Source organism: Alteromonas sp. ABH4_457 (assembly GCF_056160625.1).
The window spans coordinates 336,035-360,502 of sequence record NZ_JBSWXN010000005.1; the positions used below are offsets into that span (position 1 = coordinate 336,035).

Annotated in this window: 23 protein-coding genes, 1 tRNA gene and 2 riboswitches; of the genes, 21 read left to right on the top strand and 3 right to left on the bottom strand. The window is 48.9% G+C overall.

The window, feature by feature from the left end:
* Window positions 1-161: 161 nt before the first annotated feature.
* Genes ACXAGR_RS14275 through ACXAGR_RS14300 form a run of 6 tightly spaced genes read left to right on the top strand, consistent with a single transcriptional unit; the run spans window position 162 to window position 5,141 of the window.
* The gene (locus ACXAGR_RS14275; RefSeq protein ID WP_119503338.1) at window positions 162-926 is read left to right on the top strand and encodes a DUF3450 domain-containing protein; all 765 of its coding nucleotides are present in this window, start codon (window positions 162-164) and stop codon (window positions 924-926) included.
* Between the two features lie 6 nt (window positions 927-932).
* Window positions 933-2,291, top strand: coding sequence for a MotA/TolQ/ExbB proton channel family protein (locus ACXAGR_RS14280; protein ID WP_474844708.1), 1,359 nt, complete (start codon window positions 933-935; stop codon window positions 2,289-2,291).
* Between the two features lies 1 nt (window position 2,292).
* Window positions 2,293-2,817, top strand: coding sequence for a MotA/TolQ/ExbB proton channel family protein (locus ACXAGR_RS14285; protein WP_119500641.1), 525 nt, complete (start codon window positions 2,293-2,295; stop codon window positions 2,815-2,817).
* A gap of 11 nt (window positions 2,818-2,828) precedes the next feature.
* Window positions 2,829-3,227 (top strand): ExbD/TolR family protein, encoded by a 399-nt coding sequence (locus tag ACXAGR_RS14290; protein WP_119500642.1) that lies wholly within the window; start codon window positions 2,829-2,831, stop codon window positions 3,225-3,227.
* 1 nt (window position 3,228) lies between these two features.
* Window positions 3,229-3,840: an energy transducer TonB gene (locus ACXAGR_RS14295; protein ID WP_119500643.1), complete on the top strand. Its 612-nt coding sequence runs from the start codon at window positions 3,229-3,231 to the stop codon at window positions 3,838-3,840.
* A gap of 2 nt (window positions 3,841-3,842) precedes the next feature.
* On the top strand, window positions 3,843-5,141 hold the full coding sequence (locus ACXAGR_RS14300; protein WP_474844709.1) for a tetratricopeptide repeat protein: 1,299 nt from the start codon (window positions 3,843-3,845) through the stop codon (window positions 5,139-5,141).
* A gap of 92 nt (window positions 5,142-5,233) precedes the next feature.
* Here ACXAGR_RS14300 and ACXAGR_RS14305 read toward each other — a convergent pair whose 3' ends face one another.
* A complete protein-coding gene (locus ACXAGR_RS14305; RefSeq protein WP_474851073.1) occupies window positions 5,234-7,267 on the bottom strand; it encodes a GNAT family N-acetyltransferase in 2,034 nt (677 codons plus the stop codon).
* A gap of 60 nt (window positions 7,268-7,327) precedes the next feature.
* Between ACXAGR_RS14305 and ACXAGR_RS14310 the strand changes: the two genes are divergently transcribed.
* On the top strand, window positions 7,328-7,747 hold the full coding sequence (locus ACXAGR_RS14310) for an acyl-CoA thioesterase (RefSeq protein ID WP_119500645.1): 420 nt from the start codon (window positions 7,328-7,330) through the stop codon (window positions 7,745-7,747).
* A 59-nt stretch (window positions 7,748-7,806) separates the two neighbouring features.
* Here the strand turns inward: ACXAGR_RS14310 and ACXAGR_RS14315 are convergent, their stop codons facing one another.
* The gene (locus tag ACXAGR_RS14315) at window positions 7,807-9,591 is read right to left on the bottom strand and encodes a helix-turn-helix domain-containing protein (protein WP_474851074.1); all 1,785 of its coding nucleotides are present in this window, start codon (window positions 9,589-9,591) and stop codon (window positions 7,807-7,809) included.
* Between the two features lie 187 nt (window positions 9,592-9,778).
* Window positions 9,779-9,860, top strand: a riboswitch (cyclic di-GMP riboswitch).
* Between the two features lie 45 nt (window positions 9,861-9,905).
* On the opposite strand from ACXAGR_RS14315, the gene ACXAGR_RS14320 reads away from it, so the two are divergent.
* The 11 genes from ACXAGR_RS14320 (at window position 9,906) to argS (ending at window position 19,683) form a co-directional block, all read left to right on the top strand.
* Entirely contained in the window at window positions 9,906-10,586 is a 681-nt protein-coding gene (locus ACXAGR_RS14320; RefSeq protein ID WP_474851075.1) for a hypothetical protein, read from the top strand.
* A gap of 123 nt (window positions 10,587-10,709) precedes the next feature.
* Window positions 10,710-10,812, top strand: a riboswitch (TPP riboswitch).
* A 57-nt stretch (window positions 10,813-10,869) separates the two neighbouring features.
* Window positions 10,870-12,924 (top strand): TonB-dependent receptor, encoded by a 2,055-nt coding sequence (locus tag ACXAGR_RS14325; protein WP_474851076.1) that lies wholly within the window; start codon window positions 10,870-10,872, stop codon window positions 12,922-12,924.
* A 9-nt stretch (window positions 12,925-12,933) separates the two neighbouring features.
* Entirely contained in the window at window positions 12,934-13,203 is a 270-nt protein-coding gene (locus ACXAGR_RS14330) for a hypothetical protein (protein ID WP_119500648.1), read from the top strand.
* Entirely contained in the window at window positions 13,196-13,816 is a 621-nt protein-coding gene (gene pnuC / locus ACXAGR_RS14335) for a nicotinamide riboside transporter PnuC (protein ID WP_474851077.1), read from the top strand. The genes ACXAGR_RS14330 and pnuC overlap by 8 nt, the downstream gene beginning before the upstream one ends.
* Window positions 13,794-14,621: a phosphotransferase gene (locus ACXAGR_RS14340; protein ID WP_474851078.1), complete on the top strand. Its 828-nt coding sequence runs from the start codon at window positions 13,794-13,796 to the stop codon at window positions 14,619-14,621. Before pnuC ends, ACXAGR_RS14340 begins: the two co-directional genes overlap by 23 nt.
* Before the next feature lie 124 nt (window positions 14,622-14,745).
* Window positions 14,746-14,822: transfer RNA gene (locus ACXAGR_RS14345), tRNA-Trp, on the top strand.
* 62 nt (window positions 14,823-14,884) lie between these two features.
* Window positions 14,885-15,388 (top strand): hypothetical protein, encoded by a 504-nt coding sequence (locus ACXAGR_RS14350; RefSeq protein WP_474851079.1) that lies wholly within the window; start codon window positions 14,885-14,887, stop codon window positions 15,386-15,388.
* Between the two features lie 3 nt (window positions 15,389-15,391).
* Complete coding sequence (gene rimI / locus ACXAGR_RS14355) at window positions 15,392-15,844, top strand: ribosomal protein S18-alanine N-acetyltransferase (protein ID WP_474851168.1); 453 nt, start codon at window positions 15,392-15,394, stop codon at window positions 15,842-15,844.
* Between the two features lie 140 nt (window positions 15,845-15,984).
* Window positions 15,985-16,158, top strand: a complete 174-nt coding sequence (locus ACXAGR_RS14360) for a hypothetical protein (RefSeq protein WP_474851080.1) — start codon at window positions 15,985-15,987, stop codon at window positions 16,156-16,158.
* A 186-nt stretch (window positions 16,159-16,344) separates the two neighbouring features.
* The gene (gene prfC / locus ACXAGR_RS14365) at window positions 16,345-17,928 is read left to right on the top strand and encodes a peptide chain release factor 3 (protein WP_474844718.1); all 1,584 of its coding nucleotides are present in this window, start codon (window positions 16,345-16,347) and stop codon (window positions 17,926-17,928) included.
* Between the two features lie 24 nt (window positions 17,929-17,952).
* Window positions 17,953-19,683, top strand: coding sequence for an arginine--tRNA ligase (argS, locus tag ACXAGR_RS14370; RefSeq protein WP_474851081.1), 1,731 nt, complete (start codon window positions 17,953-17,955; stop codon window positions 19,681-19,683).
* A gap of 89 nt (window positions 19,684-19,772) precedes the next feature.
* Here the strand turns inward: argS and ACXAGR_RS14375 are convergent, their stop codons facing one another.
* Window positions 19,773-20,660: a LysR family transcriptional regulator gene (locus ACXAGR_RS14375; protein ID WP_474844720.1), complete on the bottom strand. Its 888-nt coding sequence runs from the start codon at window positions 20,658-20,660 to the stop codon at window positions 19,773-19,775.
* 134 nt (window positions 20,661-20,794) lie between these two features.
* On the opposite strand from ACXAGR_RS14375, the gene ACXAGR_RS14380 reads away from it, so the two are divergent.
* From ACXAGR_RS14380 to lysS, 3 genes are all read left to right on the top strand, one after another.
* Window positions 20,795-21,550 carry an SDR family NAD(P)-dependent oxidoreductase gene (locus ACXAGR_RS14380; RefSeq protein ID WP_474851082.1) on the top strand — a complete coding sequence of 252 codons (756 nt, stop codon included), beginning with the start codon at window positions 20,795-20,797 and terminating at the stop codon, window positions 21,548-21,550.
* A 199-nt stretch (window positions 21,551-21,749) separates the two neighbouring features.
* Window positions 21,750-22,848 (top strand): peptide chain release factor 2 gene (gene prfB / locus ACXAGR_RS14385; protein WP_303575307.1). Its coding sequence is split into 2 segments (ribosomal slippage): window positions 21,750-21,824 and window positions 21,826-22,848, totalling 1,098 coding nucleotides; the frame shifts between segments, so codons are not numbered across the junction.
* 24 nt (window positions 22,849-22,872) lie between these two features.
* Entirely contained in the window at window positions 22,873-24,414 is a 1,542-nt protein-coding gene (lysS, locus tag ACXAGR_RS14390) for a lysine--tRNA ligase (protein ID WP_474851083.1), read from the top strand.
* The last annotated feature ends 54 nt before the right edge of the window (window positions 24,415-24,468 follow it).

Below are 24,468 nucleotides of genomic sequence, written 5' to 3' on the forward strand. Positions count from 1 at the left end.
ATTAATCCGTGTGAGTATTAGAGTTCGTAGTGTTGGCGTTTTACGACAATCACTACCTTCCTTAAAAACATTGATAAAGTTTTTACGCCCCTGGCTCGAACATAATTTTATGTATCGCGCGAGGATTCAAATAAGAAATTTGGTTGGGAACTATGTCCAAGATGAGCAAGAGAACTCTTATTGCTTCTACTGTGATCGGTGCTTTCGCACTAACTGGTAGTGCAGCTGTCTCTGCAGTGGAGCTATCCGATCTTCAAAAAGAAGACGCGAAGATTCAGGCTGCTGCAGCGAAATCTCAAGAAAAAATCAACACGCTGTTCGAACAGTCTCAAGAACTACTTGTTGAATACCGTCAAGTTGTAGATCAAACAGAAAACCTGAAAATCTACAATGACTACATCGCTAGCCTGGTTGCTGACCAGCAACGTGGTATCGATTCTTTGCAACGTCAAATCGACAGCATTGAAGCAACTAAGCAGGGCATTGTTCCTCTTATGTTCCGCATGATCGATAGTCTTGAAAAATTCATCGAGTTGGATACGCCTATCCACCTGGAAGAGCGTCGCGAACGTGTTCAACGTCTTCGTGACCTGATGGCTAACTCTAACGTAACGGTTTCTGAGCAGTTCCGTCAGGTAATTGAAGCCTATCTGGTAGAAGTTGAGTACGGTACGAAGATGTCTTCTTACCAGGGTACTATTGAAGCTGATGGCGCAGAACAGACTGTTGATTTCTTCAACTTGGGTCGTACTGCACTGCTGGCTCTGTCTCTTGACCAGACACATGCCTGGGTATGGAACAACGATGCCCGTTCATGGGAAAAATTAGGTGACGAATACCTGGCCTCTACTGTTAATGCAGTAAAAATGGCTCAGGGAACTATTCCACCTGATCTGATCAAGTTACCAATCAAAGCAGCGGAGTAAGCGTTAATGAAACCAGTATTCAAATCTCTTGTAGCCGCTGCAACATTAGCAGTGGTAGCTTCCGGTGCGCAGGCACAAGAAGCAGTGAGCCTGCAGGATCTACTGGAGCAGGTTAAGCAAAACCGTGTCTCTGAATCTCGCATTAACAAGCAGCGTGAAGCAGAATTCCAATCTGCACGTGCTGATAAGCAAGCATTGCTGAAAAAAGCCCAATCTGACCTGACTGCAGAGCAGAATCGTGGTGACCGTTTAGCACAACAATTCTCTGACAACGAAACTACGTTGAACGACAAAGCTGCTGAGCTGGACCAGGCAACTGGTACACTGGGCGAAATGTTCGGTGTTGTTCGTCAGGCTTCTTCTGAAGCATTCGGACGTATTTCTACGTCTATCGTAAGTGCACAGTATCCTGGCCGTGACGATTTCCTGGCAGAAATGTCAGAAGAATCTAAAGGTCTGCCAAACATCAGTGAACTGGAAGATCTGTGGTTTGCTCTTCAAACTGAAATGACTCAGTCTGGCGAAGTTGTTCGTTTCAACACTGAAGTTGTGAGCCTTGAAGGTGGTTCTTCTGAGCAGGAAGTTGTTCGTGTTGGTGCATTCAACCTGATCAGTGATCAAGGTTACCTGGCTTACGATGCAGAAAACGAAGTTGTTCAGCCTCTGGGTCGTCAACCTGACGGTTACCTGGTAGCGTCTGCAAAAGACTTGGTTAACGCTACTTCTGGCCTTGTAGCTTTCAATGCTGACCCTTCTCAAGGTGCAATCCTTGGTCTGTTGAAGCAAAAAGCGACAATGTCTGAGCGCTACCATGCAGGTGGTGTTGTAGGTTATGTAATCACTGGTATGTTGGTTATCGGTCTGTTAATCGGCGTATTCAAGATGATTCAGCTGGGTGCAGTTGGTGCGAAAATTAAATCGCAACAGAAAAACCCTGGCAATCCTTCTACCAGCAACCCTCTGGGTCGTATCCTGACAGTTTATAAAGAAAACAAAACTGTTGATGCAGAAAGCCTTGAACTGAAACTGGACGAAGCAATTCTGAAAGAATTACCGACTATCGAAAGCGGTATCAACGTAATCAAGATTTTCGCTGCAATCGCACCTCTGCTGGGTCTGTTAGGTACAGTACTTGGTATGATCGCGACGTTCCAGACGATTACATTGTTCGGTACTGGTGACCCTCGTATGATGGCAGGTAGTATCTCGATGGCACTTGTAACTACTGCTCAGGGTATTATCGCGGCTCTGCCTCTGATCCTTACTCACAGCATTGTAGCTTCACGCAGCAAGTCTATCGTTCACATCCTGGACGAGCAAACAGCGGGTATCATCGCTGCTCACTCAGAGTCGGAGAAGGCGTAATATGATTTACCTGATTGGATTATGGGAATCTGTCAGGGATTTTATCGCTACCGGTGGTGACGTACTTTATTTCGTCGCCCTCGCGCTCTTTCTCATGTGGGTACTTATGATTGAGCGCTACTGGTATATGACTTCAGTGTTTCCAAAGGTGAAGAAAGACATCATCGCCAAATGGGACGCTCGTAGTGATACTACCTCTTGGTATGCGCATAGAATCCGTGACGCATGGATTTCTCAGGCGTCAGATGATCTGGACGCCAGGATGCTAATCATTCGCACGTTAGTGGCAATGTGTCCACTAATCGGTCTGCTGGGTACAGTTACCGGTATGATTACAGTATTTGAGACTATGGCAACGCAGGGAACCAGTAATGCACGTTTGATGGCATCTGGTATCTCAATGGCAACAATCCCGACAATGGCGGGTATGGTTGCGGCATTGTCCGGACTATTCATTAGTTCTCGTCTCGAAGCTAAAGCGAAGATGGCAAAAGAAGGCTTAGTTGATAGCCTGCCACATCACTAGAGAGAACGATTATGGCTCGAAAAGTCAGAACCGAAGAGGAAGATGCAGCAATTGATATGACGCCGATGCTCGACATCGTGTTCATCATGCTTATCTTCTTCATCGTTACTACTGTTTTCGTTAAAGAAGCAGGCATTGAAGTTAACAAGCCTGAGGCGAGCCAAGCGTTTCTTCACAAAAATGCCAACATTTTCATCGCTGTAACTGAAGATGGAACTGTATGGTTAGATAAACGTGAAGTCGCTGTGGACACCGTAAGGGCTAATTTAGAGCGATTACTTACAGAGCAGCCAACGGATTATGTATTTATCCAGGCTGACGTCAAAGCCAAGCATGGTATCGTAGTCAAGGTTATGGACCAGGTTAAAGCCGCAGGCATTGACCGTATATCGGTAGCGGCAAGGGGTTAAGATGGTAAGGATAATCGTTTCTATATTATTAGGTGCGTTAGTTGCCTTTGGTCTGTTTGTTGTTATGGCAAAGCTCATTGAGAACTCTGCCAGACCTGCAGACGAGGTACCGGAAGCACCAGTTATTGATATCGTGATGCAGGAGCCGGATGATGAGACGCAAACGCGAACGCGTAAGCCACCTCCGCCTCCGCCGCCACCTCAGCAGCCACCTAAAGTTCAACCTGTTGAACCGGAAGCTGCTGAACCAAACACAGATGGTTTCAGTCTGGCAATTCCGTCAGTTGATACCGGTGGTGTTGGTGTAGATATTGGCGGTGTTGGTGCGATGCAACGCGATGGTGATGCTACACCAATCGTGCGTATCGATCCTAAGTACCCACCTGATGCTGCCCGTGATGGTCGTGAAGGTTGGGTAAAACTGCAGTTCACTATTAATGAACAGGGTGGTGTTGATGACATCAGTGTTATCGATGCAGATCCCAAGCGTATCTTCGACCGTGAAGCGCGTCGCGCGCTGAGCAAGTGGAAGTACAAGCCAAAAATTGTTGACGGTAAAGCGGTTAAGCAAGAAGGCATGTTCGTTCAACTGGACTTTAAACTGGAGCAATGATCATGAAACTACGTACATTTAAAATGTCCGCCGTTGCTTTGGTCATGGGTATTGGTGCTGCGATTGCAGCGCCAATGGCCGCAGCGCAAACAGCGCCTGCAGCGGCTAAACCTTCTGGCCCTGTACTGTGTCCTGGCTATGTCAAGGGTAAAACTACTCTTGTTGGCGAGCGTACCGGTAAGAAAGTTCAGGCTGCTTTTGAAGCCTACAATGAAGACCGTGTTCAGGAAGCTATCGATATCCTTAAAGAAGTAGATCCAAGTGACGACTTCGATAAGGCATACGTAAACCGCTTCCTGGGTAACCTGATTGCGTCTCAGGAAGGTAAGGGTGCAGAAGCATTCGGTTACCTTCAGTCAGCGGTACAAACTAAAGTACTGAATGACCTTGAGCACGCAGGCACGCTGAAGTTACTTGGTGACTTAAGCATGCAGGAACAAAAGTTCGACGACGCTGTTAAGTACTATGACAAGTGGATGGACTTTACCTGTAAAGAAGATGCACAGGTTTACACACGTAAAGCACAAGCATTGTATGAGCAGAAGAAGTTTAGCCAGGTTGCAGCAACTGCTGACAAAGCTATCAAACTGAATTCTGAAGCTGGCAAGCCAGACAAGAACCCTTATCTATTGAAACTTTCTGCTTTCTTTGAAGACAAAAAGTATCCTGAAACGGTAAGCGTTGCTGAAGTGCTTGTTAACATGTTCCCTGAGAATCCAACTTACTGGGTTCAACTGGGTAGCTTCTATATGATGGTTGAGCGTTTTGATAAAGCTGTACAAACTCTGGATATCGCTTACACGGCGGGTTATCTTGAGAAAGACAGTCAAATCAAACAGCTTGCTTCCCTGTATGCAAATGCGGGTAATCCACATAAGTCTGCTGAACTACTGTCTAAGTATGTTAAGAGCGGCCTGCTGAAGAAAGATGCGGAGATGTATGCAAACATCGCTAACTCTTATCACCAGGCGAAGGACTATAAAGATGCGGCCAGTTATTACGGCAAAGCTGCAGAAGCAGATAGCGATCCTGAATATTATCGTAAGCAGGGTACTTTGTTACTCGTAGCTGAAGATTATAAAGGTGCTATCAAAGCTCTTAACAATGCTCTGGAACGTGGTGCTGAAGATCCCGCTAAGATTCACTTCTCATTAATGGAAGCGAACTTCTATATCGGTAACTACAAAGCAGCTTACGATCACATTCAGATTGCTAAGAAAGATAAGTCTTTACGCAGAAATGCGATGGCGTGGGAACCTTATATTAAAGATAAGGCTAAAAACCGCGGCATTAAGATTTAATGCTTAATTAGAATTAAAAAACCCTGCATCAGCAGGGTTTTTTGTTTCAGTACTTCTAATTTTATCTTTTGTATCCGGCCCGGATCCTGATTTCACACCTGACCACCGTCTTGCACCGACGACAGTAGTTTTTCACACCGGTGTCTCAGATCATTAACCATCTCTTTCCTACCTTGCAGGCCCGTGCGGTCCGCTAACTGTTTCAAAGAGTCACCTGCAGATAATCTGCGAAGTATTGCAGCTAATTCGATATCAGTGCCGGAATGGGCTTTATCAGCCAGTTGGGTTAAATAATTCAGCGAGGAATATAAATGGTCGATACTCCGGCTGCCTTCAACGAACTGGCGGATCCTTAATAAATGGCGACTACGCAGTAGCGGGGGGATCTCATCGTTTTCTTCCAGTGCCAAAAGCTGGTCAATAGCTTCTTCTGCCCTCTTAGAGACCGGATTGACGACCAGAGCACTGATCAATCCTGATGCTTTGTCCGGTTTATTGCCCCGTTTTACAATGGTAAAACCATTAGTTACCCAGAATCTCAGTAACTGGTCATCAGCGCCAAACGATGAGGTGATCAAATCAGCACCTTCAGTCTGGCAGGTGAAAACAATTTGCTTGAGTAATTTTGACCCGAGACCTTTTGACTGCCAGCCAGGACTCACCGCAATGCGGTTAATCCGCCTTATTTTCATGGATGCAAAATTAACATCAGTGCTCATTAAAGCCAGACTCTGTGCCGTCAGATGACCCTTTACACGACGTTTTCCTTCTGCAATATGCTCCGTGAGGGCTACCGGCGCAATGCTGCCTTCATGCTCTACTACTGCGGCAGCAATAATCTTGCCTTTCACAGTAAGAAGGTGGAAGTTGTTTTGAGGAGAGTCTGTCAGTCTTAACATGTCATCGGGACTACTCTGGTAATGCGCAGCCGTAAGCATTTCCAGAACCTGACGGAGTGTTGATGGCTCCATGTCTCTTGCCGGCAGGACAAGGTGCTCCAGTGAAACAGGTTCCCGCGGGTCGCCCGGTTCTTTACGGCACAGTGGTTGTCTGAATGTCAGGTTCGATACCAGAGCTTCCAGTTGGTCGCCACCGCGCCATCGTACAGGCTCTGACAGCTTTCTCACCGGAATATTTTGAGGCTGGAGAAACTTGGTTCTGAATCCTTGTCCACTGCCTTCATAACCGTCTGTGGTAGAGCTTAAGATAACAAACGCATGTGTTGATAATAAGCGCTGTAGCAGCGGCAGTGGCAGCGCTGCTGCTTCGTCTATGACGAGAACGTCAATGTTATTTTCGGATAACAGCGGGTTGTCCGTAGCCATCCACTGCGCTCTGTTTCCGCTTTCGCATTCTAAGGACGCGAGTAATCCTGAGACAGAGGCTTGCGAATACGCTGTAACAGCTACATTTAACCCCAATTTCAGAAAGTGGGCGATAATTTTACCGGATAAAAAAGACTTTCCTCTGCCTCTGGCTGCCTCAATACAAACACACTTGTAAGTGCTGTAGTCATCCTGCGTGATCTTGTCAAACACCTTCTGCTGGGTAGCGGTCAGTGTGTCAGACTCTGAAATGCGGGAAACTTCCACAGCCTGCGGGGAGGGCAAGTACACGCTGTCACAGCTGATCATGCCCGTCTCCGGAGTGTCTGTTAATGGGCGCAGAATCTTATCGATATACACACTATTATTCAGCGTTTGTCCGTAGCTTAAAAAATAGGGGCGGGTAACCGACTGATGAGTGTGCCAGCTATCTGATGGCGGTGTCAGGAGTATTAGTGTTCCGGATACTTTTACTGTGCCGGCCAGAGCCGTCAGCACAGATGGCCTGAATTGCTCTGAGAAGTCGATGATGACTATGTCATACTCACTGCCTAAACACTGCCGGTATAAATTGAGTGGCGTGATCTTCGTTATCGTGGATTTTGCTGTATCAACAGGCCTGACGTTAAGTTCGCCGGCAATGCAAACAGAAATACCTTCAGGCAGTGATGAGAGTATGCCTTCTACTGTGGTAGCATGGTGATGCTTATCGCCATGGATCACCAGTCTTTGCCGGTGATAATCGCTGGTATTACAAAACAGAGGTGCTGTAAGCCAGTCAGTCACAGTTGTCTGAGCCATTTGATATCATTTCACGTATAATCCAGCCGCTATTTTATCTATTGTTTACGAGGAATTCGAATGCGCTTTTTATCCCGCCGGCTTGTCATGCCCAATGATCTTAATTACGCCAATGCTTTATTTGGTGGCCGGGCGATGGAATGGATTGATGAGGAAGCAGCAATTTTCGCTATTTGTCAGCTGGAAACAAACTGTCTGGTCACTAAGCATATTGGTGAAATTACGTTTGAATCCCCGGCGTTACAGGGCGATATCGTTGAGTTTGGTCTGGAAACTAAATCGGTGGGGCGTACGTCGATTACGGTAACATGTCTGGTGAGAAATAAAGCGACCAAGAAAACCATATGTCTCGCTGATGATATTGTTTTTGTAACTCTCGATCCGGATTCCCGTACTCCGACGCCCCATGGTAAAACGATGGAGATATTGAAAGCACAAACAGAGGCTGAAATCCGCAGCCTGAATCTGAATGCAGAATAAACGGTTAAAGCCACCTGCTCACAAGTTCTGATGCGGGTAAGCGGCACTGATCATTGATCTCAGGCCGCTGAAACCCGCCACCTCGTCACGATCTCTTCCAGCATCTCACTTTGCACCTTAGTCAGCGTATCCTGACTGTATTCAGGTGTTTCCTGTGAATTCAGCAGATTGAATGCGATGGTATGACACAGTGTGATCTGGCCCGTAAGGCTGTCAGAATTTCCATTTTCGTCGTTGCTGCACAGTTTCCACAATTGCTGATTCACTGCACTGTTAAAACCCCATCTCAGTAACATTAACGATGTGGCACCATACAGGCAAACGCCGTATTCATCATTGATACGGTTAAGGAAAACGTCAAATGAAGCGCTTTCATCCCAGTGAGTGACTGCGCCGTCTGAAAACAGACATTCGTCGTGAAAAATTAGAAACAGGGATAACGTGCCAAACAGTAAAAGCTGTTTGACCTGCTCAGTTTGGTCCTCGTTTAAGCGGTTAAAACCGAACAGGCGCTGAAAGATAGTCAGGCTCAGCAGCATCGCATCGGTGAGCAGGTTAACTTTATCAAACCGGCATTGAGAGGTTAGCAACTGCTGCGCTGCGAAAATTACGGCAAGATTCCGGATATTGCCGAGCCCGAGATTCCGGCCGATTGCCTGTTCAAGATTTTTGGGTACAGAGCCATAAACCGCTCTGCTGGCCTTGCTCATAACGTGGGCCTGAAAAATCGGATCTTTTTCAATCAGTGAGACCACATCTGCCAGCGTCATTGTTTCGCAGTCCATATTCAGCAGAGACTGAATTGAATTGGGCAGGGGAGGCAGGTTCTCCACCACATTAATGAGATTACCGTTACCTTTTTGAAAACGCAGGCGGTTGCCAAGCTGGCGTAGCTGTCCTGCACTGATCCCGGCATGTTCCTTAAAACTGCGCTCAAAGGATCGGCGGTCAGAGAAGCCAAGGCGGGCGGCGGTGTCTTCCGTTTTTTCGCCACTGAGTAACCGGTGACATGACTGGTCATGAATGTACTCTTTGAGTAATGCGCTGAAGGAAATGGACTCTTGCCTTAACTGGCGACGAAAAGCGGACTCCGTCTGACCGAGTTGCGTCGCTACCCATTCCGAACGGATCCGTGCCGGGCTCGGGGCTTTGAGAAATGCTTCTTTAACCTGCTGTTTTAATGGCAAGTCATTGCTGGTGTCGAGGTTTCCCGCCAGCATTTTTTTAATCGACTGAGAATAGTAAAACGACGCCTGTGTACACCACTTATTATCAAAAAACAGGCTTACAACGACTCCCTCATGTCTGATATCACCGCTGCTGACCGGCCTTAATAAGCTGACCGGTTGTTCGCCTGATGGCGGTAAGGTGACCGTGGTGAAGTCGAATTTTCTGCCGGCGAGGTGACGGCACAAAGCGAGGAGGAAATAACAGCGGAATTCGGTAAGAACAGGATGTGATGATGGCTGAAACCGGAGACAGGTTTCATTTCCGTCAGTTTTTACGGTCAATGCTGCACTGTTGCCCAGAATATAGTGGTAGTGTTTCCCCAATACATGGAGTGCGTCATCAATATGCTTACTGGCCGTGAGATACACCACCAGATTACTCATTTTGTTGAAATCAAGATAGCCAATCAGGGAGCGGCCAATTGTCTCATATTCACTGGCAGGACAAAGAGAGTGAAGAATAGACGCCAGTCCGTCATCGTCCATTTTCTCATTTTCTATTTGTGTGACGCTTTCGAGCATCGTTGTGTCATATTCGTTATCAAGTCCGTTATCCCTTCTCAGACTCAATAAAGCGCGGATGACTGCCGACCAGAAAAAACCGTGATACTGCACGTTTGCTCCCAATACCGGATCCCTTTAGTCAAGGATATAAGAATTACCTGTGCCTTGACAGAAAAAGGGTGAATTTTGTGTTGGTACAAATTTGTACCGGATTTCGTTCAGAAGTGTCCTGTTTTACTTGCGGGCCTCTCCCTATCATTACAACCGTCGACTCATTGGTGGAAACGTCACTTCCACAGAGTAGATTCGCCAAACCTGTCGTGAGGCAGGGACGGAAAGCCACGGGTCTTATACCGCCATAAGACAGCCGGGTTGCAGTGAAGTTGTTTAACTATTTTCAGGCACACACTGCTCAAGGAACATAAATGAAATTTAGCATCAAAACTGCAGCCCTGCTAACCGGCTTCTGTGCGGCATTCACGGCTAACGCCAACATTATCAGCAGCTACGATATTGACTTCGCTGCCCAGACTTTGACTGCACACCAACAAAGTGGCTCGTCTAACTACGGAACCTGGACAAATAATGGCAGCGTACTGAACCTGCGTGAAAACAGCTGGTTCACACTAAACCTGGATGATGCTTTCGGGATCCAGAGCCTGGATTTAGACAATTCTGCTTCAGATATTTTGTTGTCATTTGAATTTCGTATGACCCCGGGCAACAACAATACTAATGCAAACCCTTACTCTGAGATTGGCGGGATCTGGCTGGCAGATTTCTCTGCCGGTGAACAGAATAACGATGCCAGCCGCACGTTTGCTCTGGGTGGCACACAGAATTTCGGTCTGGATGACTTTACTTATACCAGCGAACCAGCCTGGGAGACCTTCTCTATTACTCTGGATGATTACATGTCAGGACTTATTACCGACATCGTATTCATTAACGATTGTGATGCAGCCAGTGGTTGCGGAGATATGAAGGTTCGCTTCCGGAATGCCTCTATTACAGAAGTCAGTGAGCCAACCGCCATGTCACTGATCCTTCTGGGAATAGGGTTTATGGGATGGCGCACAAGACGCCAGAATCAGAAGGTCGCCTGACCTTCATTGCCCGCCACGTCACATCGCGGGCTTTTTTATTGCTTTTTCGGGGCTGCCGGCAACTTGACTAAGTCACTGAAGTTGTTAGACTGCCCTCGCTTAATTTGCGGACTCCGTAATAAGCATTAGGCCAAGGGGTGCCGTCTTTACGGCTGAGATCCATTCCATGGGAACCCTTAAACCTGATCCGGATAATACCGGCGTAGGGATGGTGATAAAAGCAATCTGAAAACCTCAATACCTGCCGTAAAGCCGGATCTTTTTGATGATTAAAGAGATCCTAATGAAAAAAAACGCAATCCTTCTCGCACTACTTGCACTGCCTGCTTTTGCTGATGACACAGCAGACATCGAACGTATTACCGTCAGCGGTGATTTCCGCACAGCGACTCTCGATCAACTCAGTGCCAGCGCTTCTGTGTTATCAGGCAACCGCCTGGACAGCCGTCAGGCTACCTATATCGACAATGTATTAAGTATTGCGCCGAATGTTAATTTTGCGGCCGGCGCATCCCGCGGACGTTTTATTCAGATCCGGGGGATTGGTGAGCGCAGCCAGTTTGCTGAACCGATTAATCCTTCAGTCAGTTTCCTGGTCGACGATTTTGATTTCTCCGGTCTTGCTGCAGCAGGTGTACTTTTTGATACACAGCAGGTAGAAGTTTACCGGGGACCGCAGGCGACAGTCTTCGGAACCGGTGCCATGGCTGGTGCGGTTAAGATTGTCAGCAATGCCCCCTCAGAAGAGAGTGACAGTCATTTTGAATTGTCTGTGGGAAACACATCTTTCTTCCGCGCTGAAGGTGCCCATGGCGGACAAGCGTCTGATTCTCTGGCCTGGCGTGCAGCATTTGTGCACAACAGCAGTGACGGTTTTATTGAAAATGACTTTTTGGGTGCCGACGATACCAACGGGATTCATGAGAATGCAGTAAGGCTGGGAACACTGTGGGATGTGACTGACAAAACATCCGTTGCGGTGGATTTCCGCTGGTACGATATCAATAACGGTTACGATGCTTTCTCACTGGATAACAACCGTCACACCTTGTCGGATGAACCCGGGTTTGATGAGCAGGAAACTAAAGCGGTCAGTGCACATATCAATCATGAAACTGCCGGAGGTTTGCTGGAAATCATTGCGACTATGGCCGGTCATGATATCGCTTACGGCTACGACGAAGACTGGACCTACACCGGTTTCCACCCCTGGGGCTATACGTCCTTTGATGCATATTACCGGGATGTTTCCCAACAATCTGCCGAGGTGCGTTTTACTTCTGCAGAAGATAAAAAAATCTTCAATGACACCACGACCTGGGTTATCGGCGGCCGCATCAATCAGAGTGAACAGGATTTACTGCGTCAGTATACTTATGCTGACGGCGACTTTATCAGTACTTTCGAACCGCAGACAACAGCGGTTTACGGTCAGCTTGATACACAGCTGACTCCGTCTTTATTGCTGACGTCCGCGCTGCGTGTTGAAAATTATGCCTATGATTATGCTGATAATGCGCAGGTTGTGTACGACGATGACACGACCATGACCGGCGGCAAACTGGCACTGACCTGGGATATGGGAGGGGACTACCTGTATGCCAGCGTATCCAGAGGCTACAAAGGTGCCGGCATTAACTATGATGAGCAGGTTAGCCGCGAGCGCCGCTTCTTTGATGCGGAATACAACTGGAACTATGAGGCAGGCTACAAAGGCAAATTGTTTGTTCCTGAATTGACAGCCCGCGCAGCAGTTTTCTTCATGGAAAGGGAAGATACCCAAATCAGCGATTTTGATGTTCAGGAACGTGAAGACGGTTCTGCCGCCTTTATCGATATTACGGCGAATGCCGATGTGGGCACAAATAAAGGGGCAGAACTGGAGCTTTCCTGGCAGGCAACGTCGTCCTGGACAGTGCAGGCCAGCGCCGGTTACCTAAGTGCCACCTTTGAAGGTTACGAGACTGCCGACGGTGAATATGTCAGTAAGCAGCGTCAGGCTCAGGCACCTAAATATACAGCGAACCTGTTCAGTGAGTTGTGGCTGACTGATTCTCTGGTATGGCGCGCTGATATGGACTTTAAAGACGAATACCGCTTCTCTGATGGCCATGATGAAACAGCACCGGCCACAACGTTGTACAACACAGATATCACCTGGGTAAAAGGCATGTTGCGCACCACACTGTGGGTGAAGAACGTGTTTGATAAAACCTGGTACACCCGCGGTTTCGGTGGATTCAGTAACGATCCCCGTGATTACTATGAGTTTGCTGAACCTTATTATCAGTTAGGTGACGGCAGACAGTTCGGCGTCACAGCCCGTTTTCAATTTTAAGGAATCTCTATGCAGGTCATGGTTGAGTTATCTCTGTATCCTCTGGTGAATGAATACATTCCACCCATAAAGTCGTTCATTGACAGACTGAACAGTTACGACACCCTTGATGTGACGACCTGTTCTACCAGTACACAGGTCACCGGCGAGTATGCCGACGTTATGGCGGTACTGGGGAAAGAAATGCAGCGCACCCATGAAGAAGTCGGGCAGGCCATTTTTGTGGCCAAATTTCTGAACTTCGATGTGATGCAGGCCCGTAAGGATCAGGATGACTGATTTCATCCCGCATTTCTTTGAACAGATAGCCGCGACATCACTGGCCGAGTGGGTTGCTGTGGTGCTGGCGCTGGCCTATGTCTGGCTGGCTGCCAGGCAAAACCGCTGGTGCTGGCTTTGTGCATTTATCAGCACGGCTATTTATACCTGGCTCTTCTGGCAGGTCACACTGCCGTTTCAGGCCATCCTGAATCTGTATTACATGGTGATGGCAGGATACGGGTATTATCAGTGGAATCGTCAGGCTGCCGGCGACGACCGGGTGCATTCCTGGCCATGGTATACCCATGCCATGCTGGTGCCGGGACTGCTCCTGATTGCCTGGAGCTTATCCCTCTGGGCACAGGGGCAGTTCAACAGCGAACACCTGCTGCTTGATGCAAGCATTCAGGTGGTCAGTGTGGTGACTACCGTGATGGTGGCCCATAAGGTTTTACAGAACTGGTTGTACTGGATAGTGATCAATCTGGCTTCAGCTTATCTTTACGCACAAAGCGGCCTGATGTTGTCAGCGTGTCTGTTTCTGGGATATGTCGGATTTGCCGTATTTGGTTATGCACAATGGCTGAAACAATGGAAGATGCAGGAACATGACGCCCGCGCTTATCGTTAAAGCGTTAGCCGAGCCGTTGAAGCTTAGCGGTAATGCCACATGTGAATCACGGCAGGGCGGGGATGTGAACCGCCTGTTCAATATCACTGACGGCGAGCGTGAGTTCGCTGTTAAGTGGTCTGCCGGTGAGAGTTTTACCGGCGTAAACAAACATGCTCAGTTTACGCTTCAGCGCAGCCTGTTCCGTCAGGGCATTGCGCCTGAACCTGTGTGGCTGAGTCCTGACTGCACGCTGTGGGCAGAACGCTGGGTCACCACCGATGTGGAACCAGCGAACAACGCAAACAGTGAAGACAGTATCATTCTGCTCGCCGTTGCGTTACACACCATTCACTGCACAGCTATTGACGCGTCACCTCTGTGTCTTGAGTCCAGGCTGATGCGCTATTTTGAAAGTGCAGATCTTGAGAGCAGTCATCCCCTGGCTGAAGCATTGCGAAACGTGATTGATTCCGGTGATGCACAGCAACCGCCTGCTGAACAGGCGGTGCTTTGCCACAACGATCTGTCTTTGCCGCACATTGTGAAAACCGGAGCCGGTGGCGCTAAACCTGTTATCGTTGACTGGGAATATGCTGCCAGCGGCAATCGTTATTTTGATGTGGCATCCTGTGCTGCGATTAATCAGTTAAATGACGAAGCCGCTTTGCGCTTGTATAAACACTACGCCGCTTTAAGCGGGGCCGCTGAAGAGAAGGTCATCTTTGCCTGTGAACAGCAGCGCCGAGTGGTAAATGTCACTGCTGCCCTCTGGCAGGCAGCACTGGAAACCACTAACCGGCAGAAGGGGAGTGAACCGGAGTAACAGCCATACTGTGCGCTTTTTGTGCGTATTGTGCGAATGCCAGGCAAAGGCACTGGTTTTGCTGTTTTTTTGCCATAAAAAGGCTTTACCTTTGTTAACGCATACGTATAATGCACAGCGCGCTAGGGGTGTAGTTCGAATTGGTAGAACAGCGGTCTCCAAAACCGATGGTTGGGGGTTCGAGTCCCTCCACCCCTGCCACTTTTCCTCTGAGTAAGTTATAGTGTTCCTACTTTCTTCCACTCAAAAGTAAATCCATTTTCATGACGTCCGGTTTAAATCCATATCAAATTGCTGTTCTTCAGGAAATGGGTATCTGTGTATGGCAATCTCAGGCTGTATCACAGACTCAGGCAACATCTGCTGCCGGTAACAGTCACACTGCTGAACTAACGCCTTCCGGCGCTGCCGTTCCATCTCAGTCTTCTGGTCAACCCGCCGCAAATGGTCAGGCCCGCATTGCGCAGCTTCGTTCCATGCTGGGAAATAAACCGGATAAAAAACCATCTGCCCCGGAAAAAGTGCAGGACAATGAAGCAAAACCGGCATCACCGGTGGTTGAAACCATTGATCCCCGCAGCTTCGGAACTGCCGGACAAGACATCTTGCAGGCGTTGTCTTTGTTTCACGATGCAAAGTCTGTTCGCTGGCAATATGGTTCAGAGTTGTCCCTGAAAAATAATATTCTTTCATTACCTTATAAAACTGCGCCATCAGACGCTGCGGAAAAGCGCCGTCTGTGGCAGATCATTTGTGCCGGTCAGTAAGTGATGCCGTCGTTCACACTCCAGCCACTTTCTGACGCCCTGATCAATGACGCCCATGCTATTCATCAGCAGGCCACTTATAATCCCTGGTCCTTATCTACCTTTGCGGACTGTCTTACACCGCCCTATGCGGGTTTGGCAGCACTGAACAGTGAGCTTAAGCTCTCCGGTTACGCAGTGATATTACTGGTTGCCGGCGAAGCCACGTTAATGGACATTGCAGTTGCTGTTTCTGACCGGGGGCAGGGTGCCGGAAAACAGTTATTAGACGGTGTGATTGCATGGTGCCGGCAACAACAGGCTGAGTCACTGTGGCTCGAGGTAAGAGCCGGAAACCACAAAGCAATTTCACTGTACGAAAAAGCCGGTTTTGAAGACATTGAAGTGCGTAAAAATTATTACCCTTGTGATGGCGGTAAAGAAGACGCGCGGATAATGCGTATGTTGCTTGCTTAGGGCGTCAGCGATTATACCCGGCGGTTGTATCCTACAGAGTAAACCATCTCCCGGTCAGAAAAATAATCTGAAATCTCATCCAAAATCCTCTCTTCACGTATAATTAACAAAAGTGTGTTTTGTTCAATTAGCAGGTGAATATGATGGCTGACAGTAATAAAAAAGCCCGTGAACATGAACGGGAAATCACGCTGGCGGAAGAAGATTTTCGTCATGATGAAGAATTCGACTCCGTCGCAGGGGAAGAGGATCCAGGGGCCGCGTTAGAAGAGCTGGTAGAATACGATAAATCCACACCGGAGAAGAAAAAGTAAGGCCTCCGGCGTACAAACTTTCTGCCTGCCGGTGCAAATGCGCCGGCGGATTTCCCCCGCAGAGAAAAGGGCGGCAATTTTTCTCAATTCTGGTATCATGCGCGCCAATTTTTGAAATTCAAGGTGGCGCCGCCCGCAAGCTCTGAACCCGCGTCTACCCTCACACAGTGACAGATCAGAATATCCATGAGTAACCTAACCAGCGAAATCAGCAAACGCCGTACGTTTGCGATTATCAGTCACCCCGATGCGGGTAAAACCACCATTACTGAAAAGGTCCTTTTGTTCGGACAAGCTTTGCAAAAAGCCGGTACCGTGAAAGGGAAGAAGTCCGGTCAGCATGCCAAATCTGACTGGATGGAAATGGAAAAAGAGCGGGGGATCTCGGTCACGACCTCGGTCATGCAGTTCCCTTACCGTGAAAATCTGGTGAACCTGCTGGATACGCCGGGACACGAAGACTTCTCTGAAGATACCTACCGCACACTGACTGCCGTTGACTCCTGTCTGATGGTTATCGATGCCGCAAAAGGTGTTGAGGATCGTACCCGTAAGCTGATGGAAGTTACCCGCCTGCGCGATACGCCTATTATTACCTTCATGAACAAGCTTGACCGCGATATCCGCGACCCGTTGGAGTTGCTTGATGAAGTTGAAAACGAGCTGAAAATCCTGTGCGCGCCAGTGACCTGGCCAATAGGCTGCGGTAAAGAATTCAAAGGTGTTTATCACCTGCACCGTGATGAAGTGATTTTGTATAAATCCGGTCTGGGTCACATGATTCAGGATGTACGCATTATTAAAGGTCTGGATAATCCGGAACTTGAAACAGCTATTGGCAGCGGTTTGCTGGAAACATTGAAAGACGAACTGGAGCTGGTTCAGGGGGCGTCTAACGAGTTTGATCAGGAACTGTTCCTTGAAGGGGAACTGACACCGGTATTTTTTGGTACTGCACTGGGTAACTTTGGTGTTGACCATATGCTGGATGGTCTGGTTGAGTGGGCGCCTGCGCCGCAGGGACGCCAGACAGAAGACGGTGAAATCAGTGCTGATGCGCCTGAGTTCAGTGGTTTCGTGTTTAAGATCCAGGCGAATATGGATCCTAAACACCGCGACCGTATTGCCTTCTGCCGCATTGTTTCCGGAAAATACGAGAAGGGCATGAAAATGCGTCATTCACGTATTAATAAAGACGTCCGTATTTCTGACGCGCTGACCTTCCTGGCCGGTGACCGGGAACTTCTGGAAGAAGCCTATGCCGGCGATATTATTGGTTTGCACAATCACGGGACTATCCGCATCGGTGATACGTTCACGTCCGGCAATAATTTCCGCTTTACCGGTATTCCTAACTTTGCGCCAGAACTGTTTAAGCGTATCCGCCTGAAAGATCCGCTGAAGCAAAAACAATTGCTTAAGGGACTGATACAGTTATCTGAAGAAGGGGCTGTGCAGGTTTTCCGTCCTCTGATCAACAATGACCTGATCGTCGGTGCGGTAGGTGTACTGCAGTTTGATGTGGTTGTGGCCCGCTTAAAAGCGGAATATAACGTAGATGCAATCTACGAACATATCAGTGTGAGTACAGCCCGCTGGGTATACAGTAAAGATGCGAAAAAGCTGGATGAGTTCCGCCGTAAAGCTGAACAAAACCTGGCGCTGGATGGCGGTGACAACCTGGCCTACATTGCACCCACTATGGTGAATCTGCAACTGGCTAAAGAGCGTTACCCCGATATCGAATTCAAAGAAACCCGCGAACATTAAGAACAGACAGAAGACGAAGAAACGATGAACATACATGCTTTATTAGTCAGCCGTTTTAGCGAAGCACTGGAAAAATTAGGTGCTGAAAATGCGCCGGTGCCTGTGGCACGCAGTTCGCGGCCTGAGTTTGGTGAATATCAGTTCAACGGTGCGATGGCACTGGCGAAGCAGTTAAGACAAAAGCCCCGTGATATTGCGGAGAAAATTGTTGAGCTTGTTAACCTGGATGACGTTGCCAGCAAGCTGGAAGTGGCAGGCCCCGGTTTTATTAATGTGCATCTCAGCGATTCGTGGCTTGCGAATCAGTGTGAACTGGCACTGCATGATCCCCGCATGGGCGTGGCAAAAGACAGCCAGCAGACCATTGTGGTGGATTACTCTTCCCCGAACCTTGCTAAAGAAATGCACGTGGGCCACCTGCGTACCACTATCATCGGTGACGCTGTTGTAAAAGTGCTGGAGTTCCTTGGTCATAAGGTTATCCGCCAGAACCACATGGGGGACTGGGGGACACAGTTCGGCATGTTGCTGGCACACCTGTCAGACAAGCTGGAAAGTGAGGTTGCGGAAACCGCACTGTCTGATCTGGAAGACTTTTACCGTGAAGCGAAAGTACGCTTCGACGAAGAAGAGGGCTTTGCAGACCGTGCCCGTGAATACGTGGTGAAATTACAGGGGGGCGACGAGCAGTGCCTTACGCTGTGGAAACAGTTCATTGATGTATCCGTTCAGCACAGCGAAGAAGTGTATGACAAACTGAATGTCAGTCTGACCCGTGACGATATTATGGGTGAGTCTGCCTATAATGATGATCTGGCGAATGTCATCCGTGACCTGAAAGAAAAAGGCATTGCGGTAGAAGATCAGGGTGCAGAGGTTGTGTTTATTCCTGAACTGGCGGACAAAGAAGGGAATCCGGCGGTGTACATTGTGCAAAAATCCGGTGGCGGCTACCTGTATTCCACTACCGACCTTGCAGCTATGCGCTACCGCAGCGGCAAATTGAACGCTGACCGTACCCTTATTCTTACCGACGCCCGCCAGGCGCTGCACTTTAAGCAAACTGAAATTGTGGGCCGTAAGGCCGGTTTCATGAAAGCAGAACAGACTTACGAGCATTGTCCTTTCGGTATGATGCTTGGCAGTGACGGCAAGCCATTTAAAACCCGTACCGGTGGCACGGTGAAACTGGTTGAGTTACTTGACGAAGCGGTAGAGCGCGCCGGCAAACTCATCAGCGAGCGGGACAATGACCTGTCAGAAGCTGAGCTGGCTGAAGTGGCCCGTAAAGTGGGTATTGGTGCGGTTAAGTACGCTGACTTAAGTAAAAACCGTACCACGGATTACGTGTTTAACTGGGACACCATGCTGAGTTTTGAAGGTAATACCGCGCCTTATCTGCAATATGCGTTTACCCGCGTTAAGAGTATTTTCCGTAAATCCGGTATTGCGATGGCAGATCTGAAAGGTGCAATGACCTTTACCGAAAAGCAGGAGCATGCACTTGCTGTGCTGTTACTGCAATTTGAAGAAGTGATTGGTCTGGTATCCCGTGAAGCAACGCCTCACGTGCTGTGTACTTACCTGTACGATGTGGCAAGCGCATTCATGAGTTTCTACGAAGCCTGCCCGATCCTGAAAGACGGTATTGATGAAGCGGTGCGTAACAGCCGGCTTGAACTCGCTGCGCTGGTGGCCAATACACTGGAACAGGGTCTGAGCCTGCTGGGTATCGAAACACTGGAAAAAATGTAAGTTTATCAGGCAGTACTGATATCAGAGAAACCGGCAGTCGCTTGTGGCGTCTGCCGGTTTTTTGTTTCCGGTCAAATTTGTACGCCGGATCAGGCAAATTGCTCTGTGAGCCAGTTTATGAAAGTGCTGATTCGTTTAGGCATATGGCGTCTTGATGTGTAAACCACGGAAAGTGGCAGGGGCGGGCAGGTAAAATCATCCAGAATTGTTACAAGCTCGCCACTGGCAAGGTAATGCTTAACCCCGTGATGAGGCACCTGAATGATTCCCAGTCCCGCCAGACAAGAGGTCAGGTAGGCGTCTGTAGTGGCTACCGATACCCGGCTTGTCATCGCTACCTGATAGTTATGCCCGTTGTGAAAATAATCAAAGGAATCTGCAGCGGGGCGCATATCCGGTGAGTAGCCCACCACGAAATGATTGCTCAGATCAGCCGGTGAAGCAGGGTGTCCATATGCTTTCAGGTAAGCGGGGCTGACACAATTCACCATCGCAAAATTACCCAGCGGGCGGGCGATGAGTTCGCTGTCTTTAAGCGTACCTGCCCTGATCACACAATCCACGCTTTCCTTCACCGGATCGATGCGATAGTCCGCGCCGAGCAGGCGGATGCGGGTTTTCGGGTGCAGGCGGAACCACTCAGCCAGTTTCGGTGCGACGACGGAGGCATATAACCGGCCCGGCATATCTACCACAATGTCTCCGGTCAGCTGGCCGGCATCGTCCTGTAACTGGCTCTCTACTGCATCGAGATCGGCCAGAATACGCTGACACTCAGGAAGGTATTGTCTGCCGGATTCTGTCAGCGTGACCTGGCGGGTACTGCGGTGAAACAGGCGGGTTTGCAAACGGGTTTCCAGTTTTGTCACTGAGGATGACACCGCGGATTTAGGCACATCCATCTGGCTGGCTGCCTGAGAAAAACTACCGGTTTCAGCCACGGCAAGAAAACGGCGCATACATTCTACAGTGTCCATCACACTTCTCATTGTTCATTTTATGTGAACAGTGTGTCTTTATTTGCCCTGTTTATCAATATAGTGCGGGACGATACTCTGAACCTGTCATTAATTTCCGCCTTAAATCAGGCGGACACAGTAAGGAAATAACTATGAGTGATACCGCACTGATCACCGGTGGCAGTCGTGGCCTTGGTCGCAGCACAGTACTGGCTCTGGCAAACAAAGGGGTGAACAGCATTTTCACGTTTGTTCACGACGAGAACGCTGCAAAGGATGTGGTTGCTGAAGCAGAAAAGCGGGGCGTAAAGGCCGTGGCGCTGCAGTTTGATGCAACGAAATTCAGCGATTATTCTTTATTTATCAGTACCGTGCGTACTTGCCTGCAGCAACACTTCGGGGGCGGCAAGCTGAAGTATCTGGTAAATAACGCCGGCACAGGACTGCATAAAGCATTCAGCGAAACCAGTATGGAAGAGTTCGATGCCCTGTCAGATTTGCATTTGAAAGCACCGTACTTTCTGACGCAGGCACTGCTCAGTGATATTGAAGATAACGGACATATTCTGAATATCTCATCGGGTCTGGCCCGGTTCAGCCTGCCCGGCTCAAGTGCTTATGCAGTGATGAAAGGTGGTGTGGAAGTACTGACGCGGTACCTGGCAAAAGAGTTGGGCAGCCGGGGGATCAGCGTAAACACCATCGCACCGGGTGCCATTGCCACAGATTTCGCTGGCGGTACGGTAAGAGACAACCCGGACGTGAACCAGTTTGTCAGCAGTGTAACGGCTAAGGGCAGAGTAGGGGAAGCTTCCGATATCGGCCCGGCAATCGCCAAAATACTCAGTGATGATTGCGCATGGATGACCGGTCAGCGCGTGGAAATTTCCGGCGGCATGTTTTTGTAAAATCATCAGATTTGTTTGTTTTTATACCGTCCGGTAAAGGCTACATAGCAGTTGCCGGACACATCCCTTCGCCGTAACCGGTCATAACCACTGAAAATCTGGTGAAATTCGCCTGATTCCCGGTGCGCCTACTATCAAAATCCCGCCAGATTCGGTACTATCCGCCGTCCTGTTTTTTAATTTATCTCCTGGCGAAATCATGTTTGAAGTAAATCCTGTCAAAAATGCCATAGCAGATATCCGGGTGCGCTCTGAAGCACTTAGGGGGTATCTTTGACTTCGATACGAAGTCTGAACGTTTAGAAGAAGTTAACCGTGAGCTTGAAAGCCCGGACGTCTGGAATGAGCCTGAGCGCGCACAAGCCTTAGGGAAAGAAAAAGTAGCCCTGGAGCAGGTGGTTGAAACCATTCAGAAGCTCGAACAGGGTGCTGAAGACGTTGAAGGCCTTCTGGAACTGGCCATCGAAGCGGAAGATGAAGAAACCTTCGAAGAAGCGAAATCTGAACTGGATTCCCTTGTTGAAGTGTTGGAAGTCCTCGAATTCCGCCGTATGTTCGCAGGCCCTAACGATGCCTGCGATGCGTATATCGATTTGCAGGCGGGCTCCGGTGGTACGGAAGCTCAGGACTGGGCCAATATGCTTCTGCGTATGTATTTGCGCTGGGGTGAAGCACACGGCTTCAAAACAGAAATTATCGAACTGTCAGAAGGCGAAGTGGCGGGTATTAAGAGTGCCACAATCCGCTTTGAAGGCGAGTATGCGTTTGGCTGGCTGAGAACGGAAACCGGCGTACACCGCCTGGTACGTAAGTCACCGTTTGACTCCGGGAACCGCCGTCACACGTCGTTCTCTTCTGCGTTCGTTTATCCTGAAATTGATGACAATATTGAAATCGATATCGATCCGTCTGATTTACGTATTGATACTTACCGCGCCTCCGGTGCAGGTGGTCAGCACGTTAACAGAACGGACTCGGCGGTTCGTATTACCCACGAACCCACGGGCATCGTAGTGCAGTGTCAGAATGACCGCTCACAGCACAAGAATAAAGATCAGGCAATGAAGCAACTGAAAGCCAAACTTTATGAGTTTGAGCTGCAGAAGCAGAATGCTGAGAAGCAGGCGTTGGAAGATAACAAGTCTGATATCGGCTGGGGCAGCCAGATCCGCTCTTATGTGCTGGACGATTCCCGTATTAAAGATTTACGTACAGGTGTAGAAACCCGTAATACGCAAGCCGTCCTCGACGGTGATTTAGATAAATTCCTGCAAGCCAGTTTGAAATCTGGCCTGTAAATTACACTTAAAAGTGAACAGGTTATGACCGACCAACAACTCGACGAAAATAAACTCATTGCCGAGCGCCGGGCTAAATTGAGCGCGATTCGGGAAAACTGCCATGCAAATGGTTTCCCTAATGACTTCCGCCGCGAAAACTACGCTGAAGAACTGCAGGTGCAGTTCGGTGAAGTGGAAAAAGAAGCACTGGCGGAACAGGGCAATAAGGTTTCCGTTGCCGGCCGTATTATGGCCAAGCGCGGTCCGTTTCTGCTGCTGCAGGATATGACCGGTCGTATTCAGGCTTACGCCGACAAAGAAACACAAAAAGAAATTAAAGCGAAATTCGGTAGTCTGGATATCGGTGACATCATCGGTGTAGCCGGCGACCTGCACAAGTCAGGTAAAGGTGACCTGTACGTGAACATGGAAAACTGGCAACTGCTGACCAAATCACTGCGTCCGCTGCCAGAGAAATTCCATGGTCTGAGCGATCAGGAAACCAAATACCGTCAGCGTTATGTGGATCTGATCACCAGTGAACATACCCGCCGCAACTTCAAAATCCGCAGTGCCCTGATTAACGGCATCCGTCAGTACCTGACCGAGCGTGATTTTATGGAAGTGGAAACGCCTATGCTGCAGGTCATTCCGGGCGGTGCAACGGCCAAGCCTTTCGTGACTCACCACAATGCGCTGGACATCGACATGTACCTGCGTATCGCACCGGAGCTGTACCTGAAGCGTCTGGTTGTGGGTGGCTTCGAGCGGGTATTCGAAATCAACCGTAACTTCCGTAATGAAGGTTTGTCGACCCGTCACAATCCTGAGTTCACCATGCTGGAGTTCTACATGGCGTACTCTGATTACAATGACCTGATGAACCTGACTGAAGACATGCTGCGCAAGCTGGCTCAGGACATTCTTGGCACGACAGAACTGGTTAATACTACCCGTGACAGCGAAGGCGAAGTGACGTCTGAAACCCGCTATGATTTCGGTAAGCCTTTCGATCGTCTGAGCATGGGCGAAGCTATCCTGAAATATTGGCCAGAAGCCAACGAGGCGGCTATCCGCGACCCGGAAGCGCACCTTGATGAAATGAAAGCCATGGCGAAACAGCTGCACATTAAAGAGCCTGAAGTAGACGGGATCTGGGGTGCAGGTAAGTACCTTTGTGAAATCTTTGAAGCGACAGCTGAAGAGAAACTCATCCAGCCTACCTTCATCACTAAGTATCCGTGGGAAGTGTCTCCGCTGGCCCGTCGTAACGACGATAACCCGTTCATCACTGACCGCTTCGAGTTCTTCGTAGGCGGCCGTGAACTGGCTAACGGTTTCAGCGAGCTTAACGATCCTGAAGATCAGGAAGCCCGTTTCCGTAAGCAGGTTGAAGAAAAAGATGCCGGCGATGATGAAGCCATGCACTTCGATGAAGATTACATCCGTGCGCTGGAATATGGTTTGCCGCCAACAGCGGGTCAGGGGATCGGTATCGACCGTCTGGCGATGCTGTTCACTGACAGCCCGACAATCAAAGACGTTATCCTGTTCCCGCACATGAAGCCGGAAGTACAGGAATAAATTTCTCTGCAGTTTGCTAAAAAAACGGTATGCGCGAAAGCCCATACCGTTTTT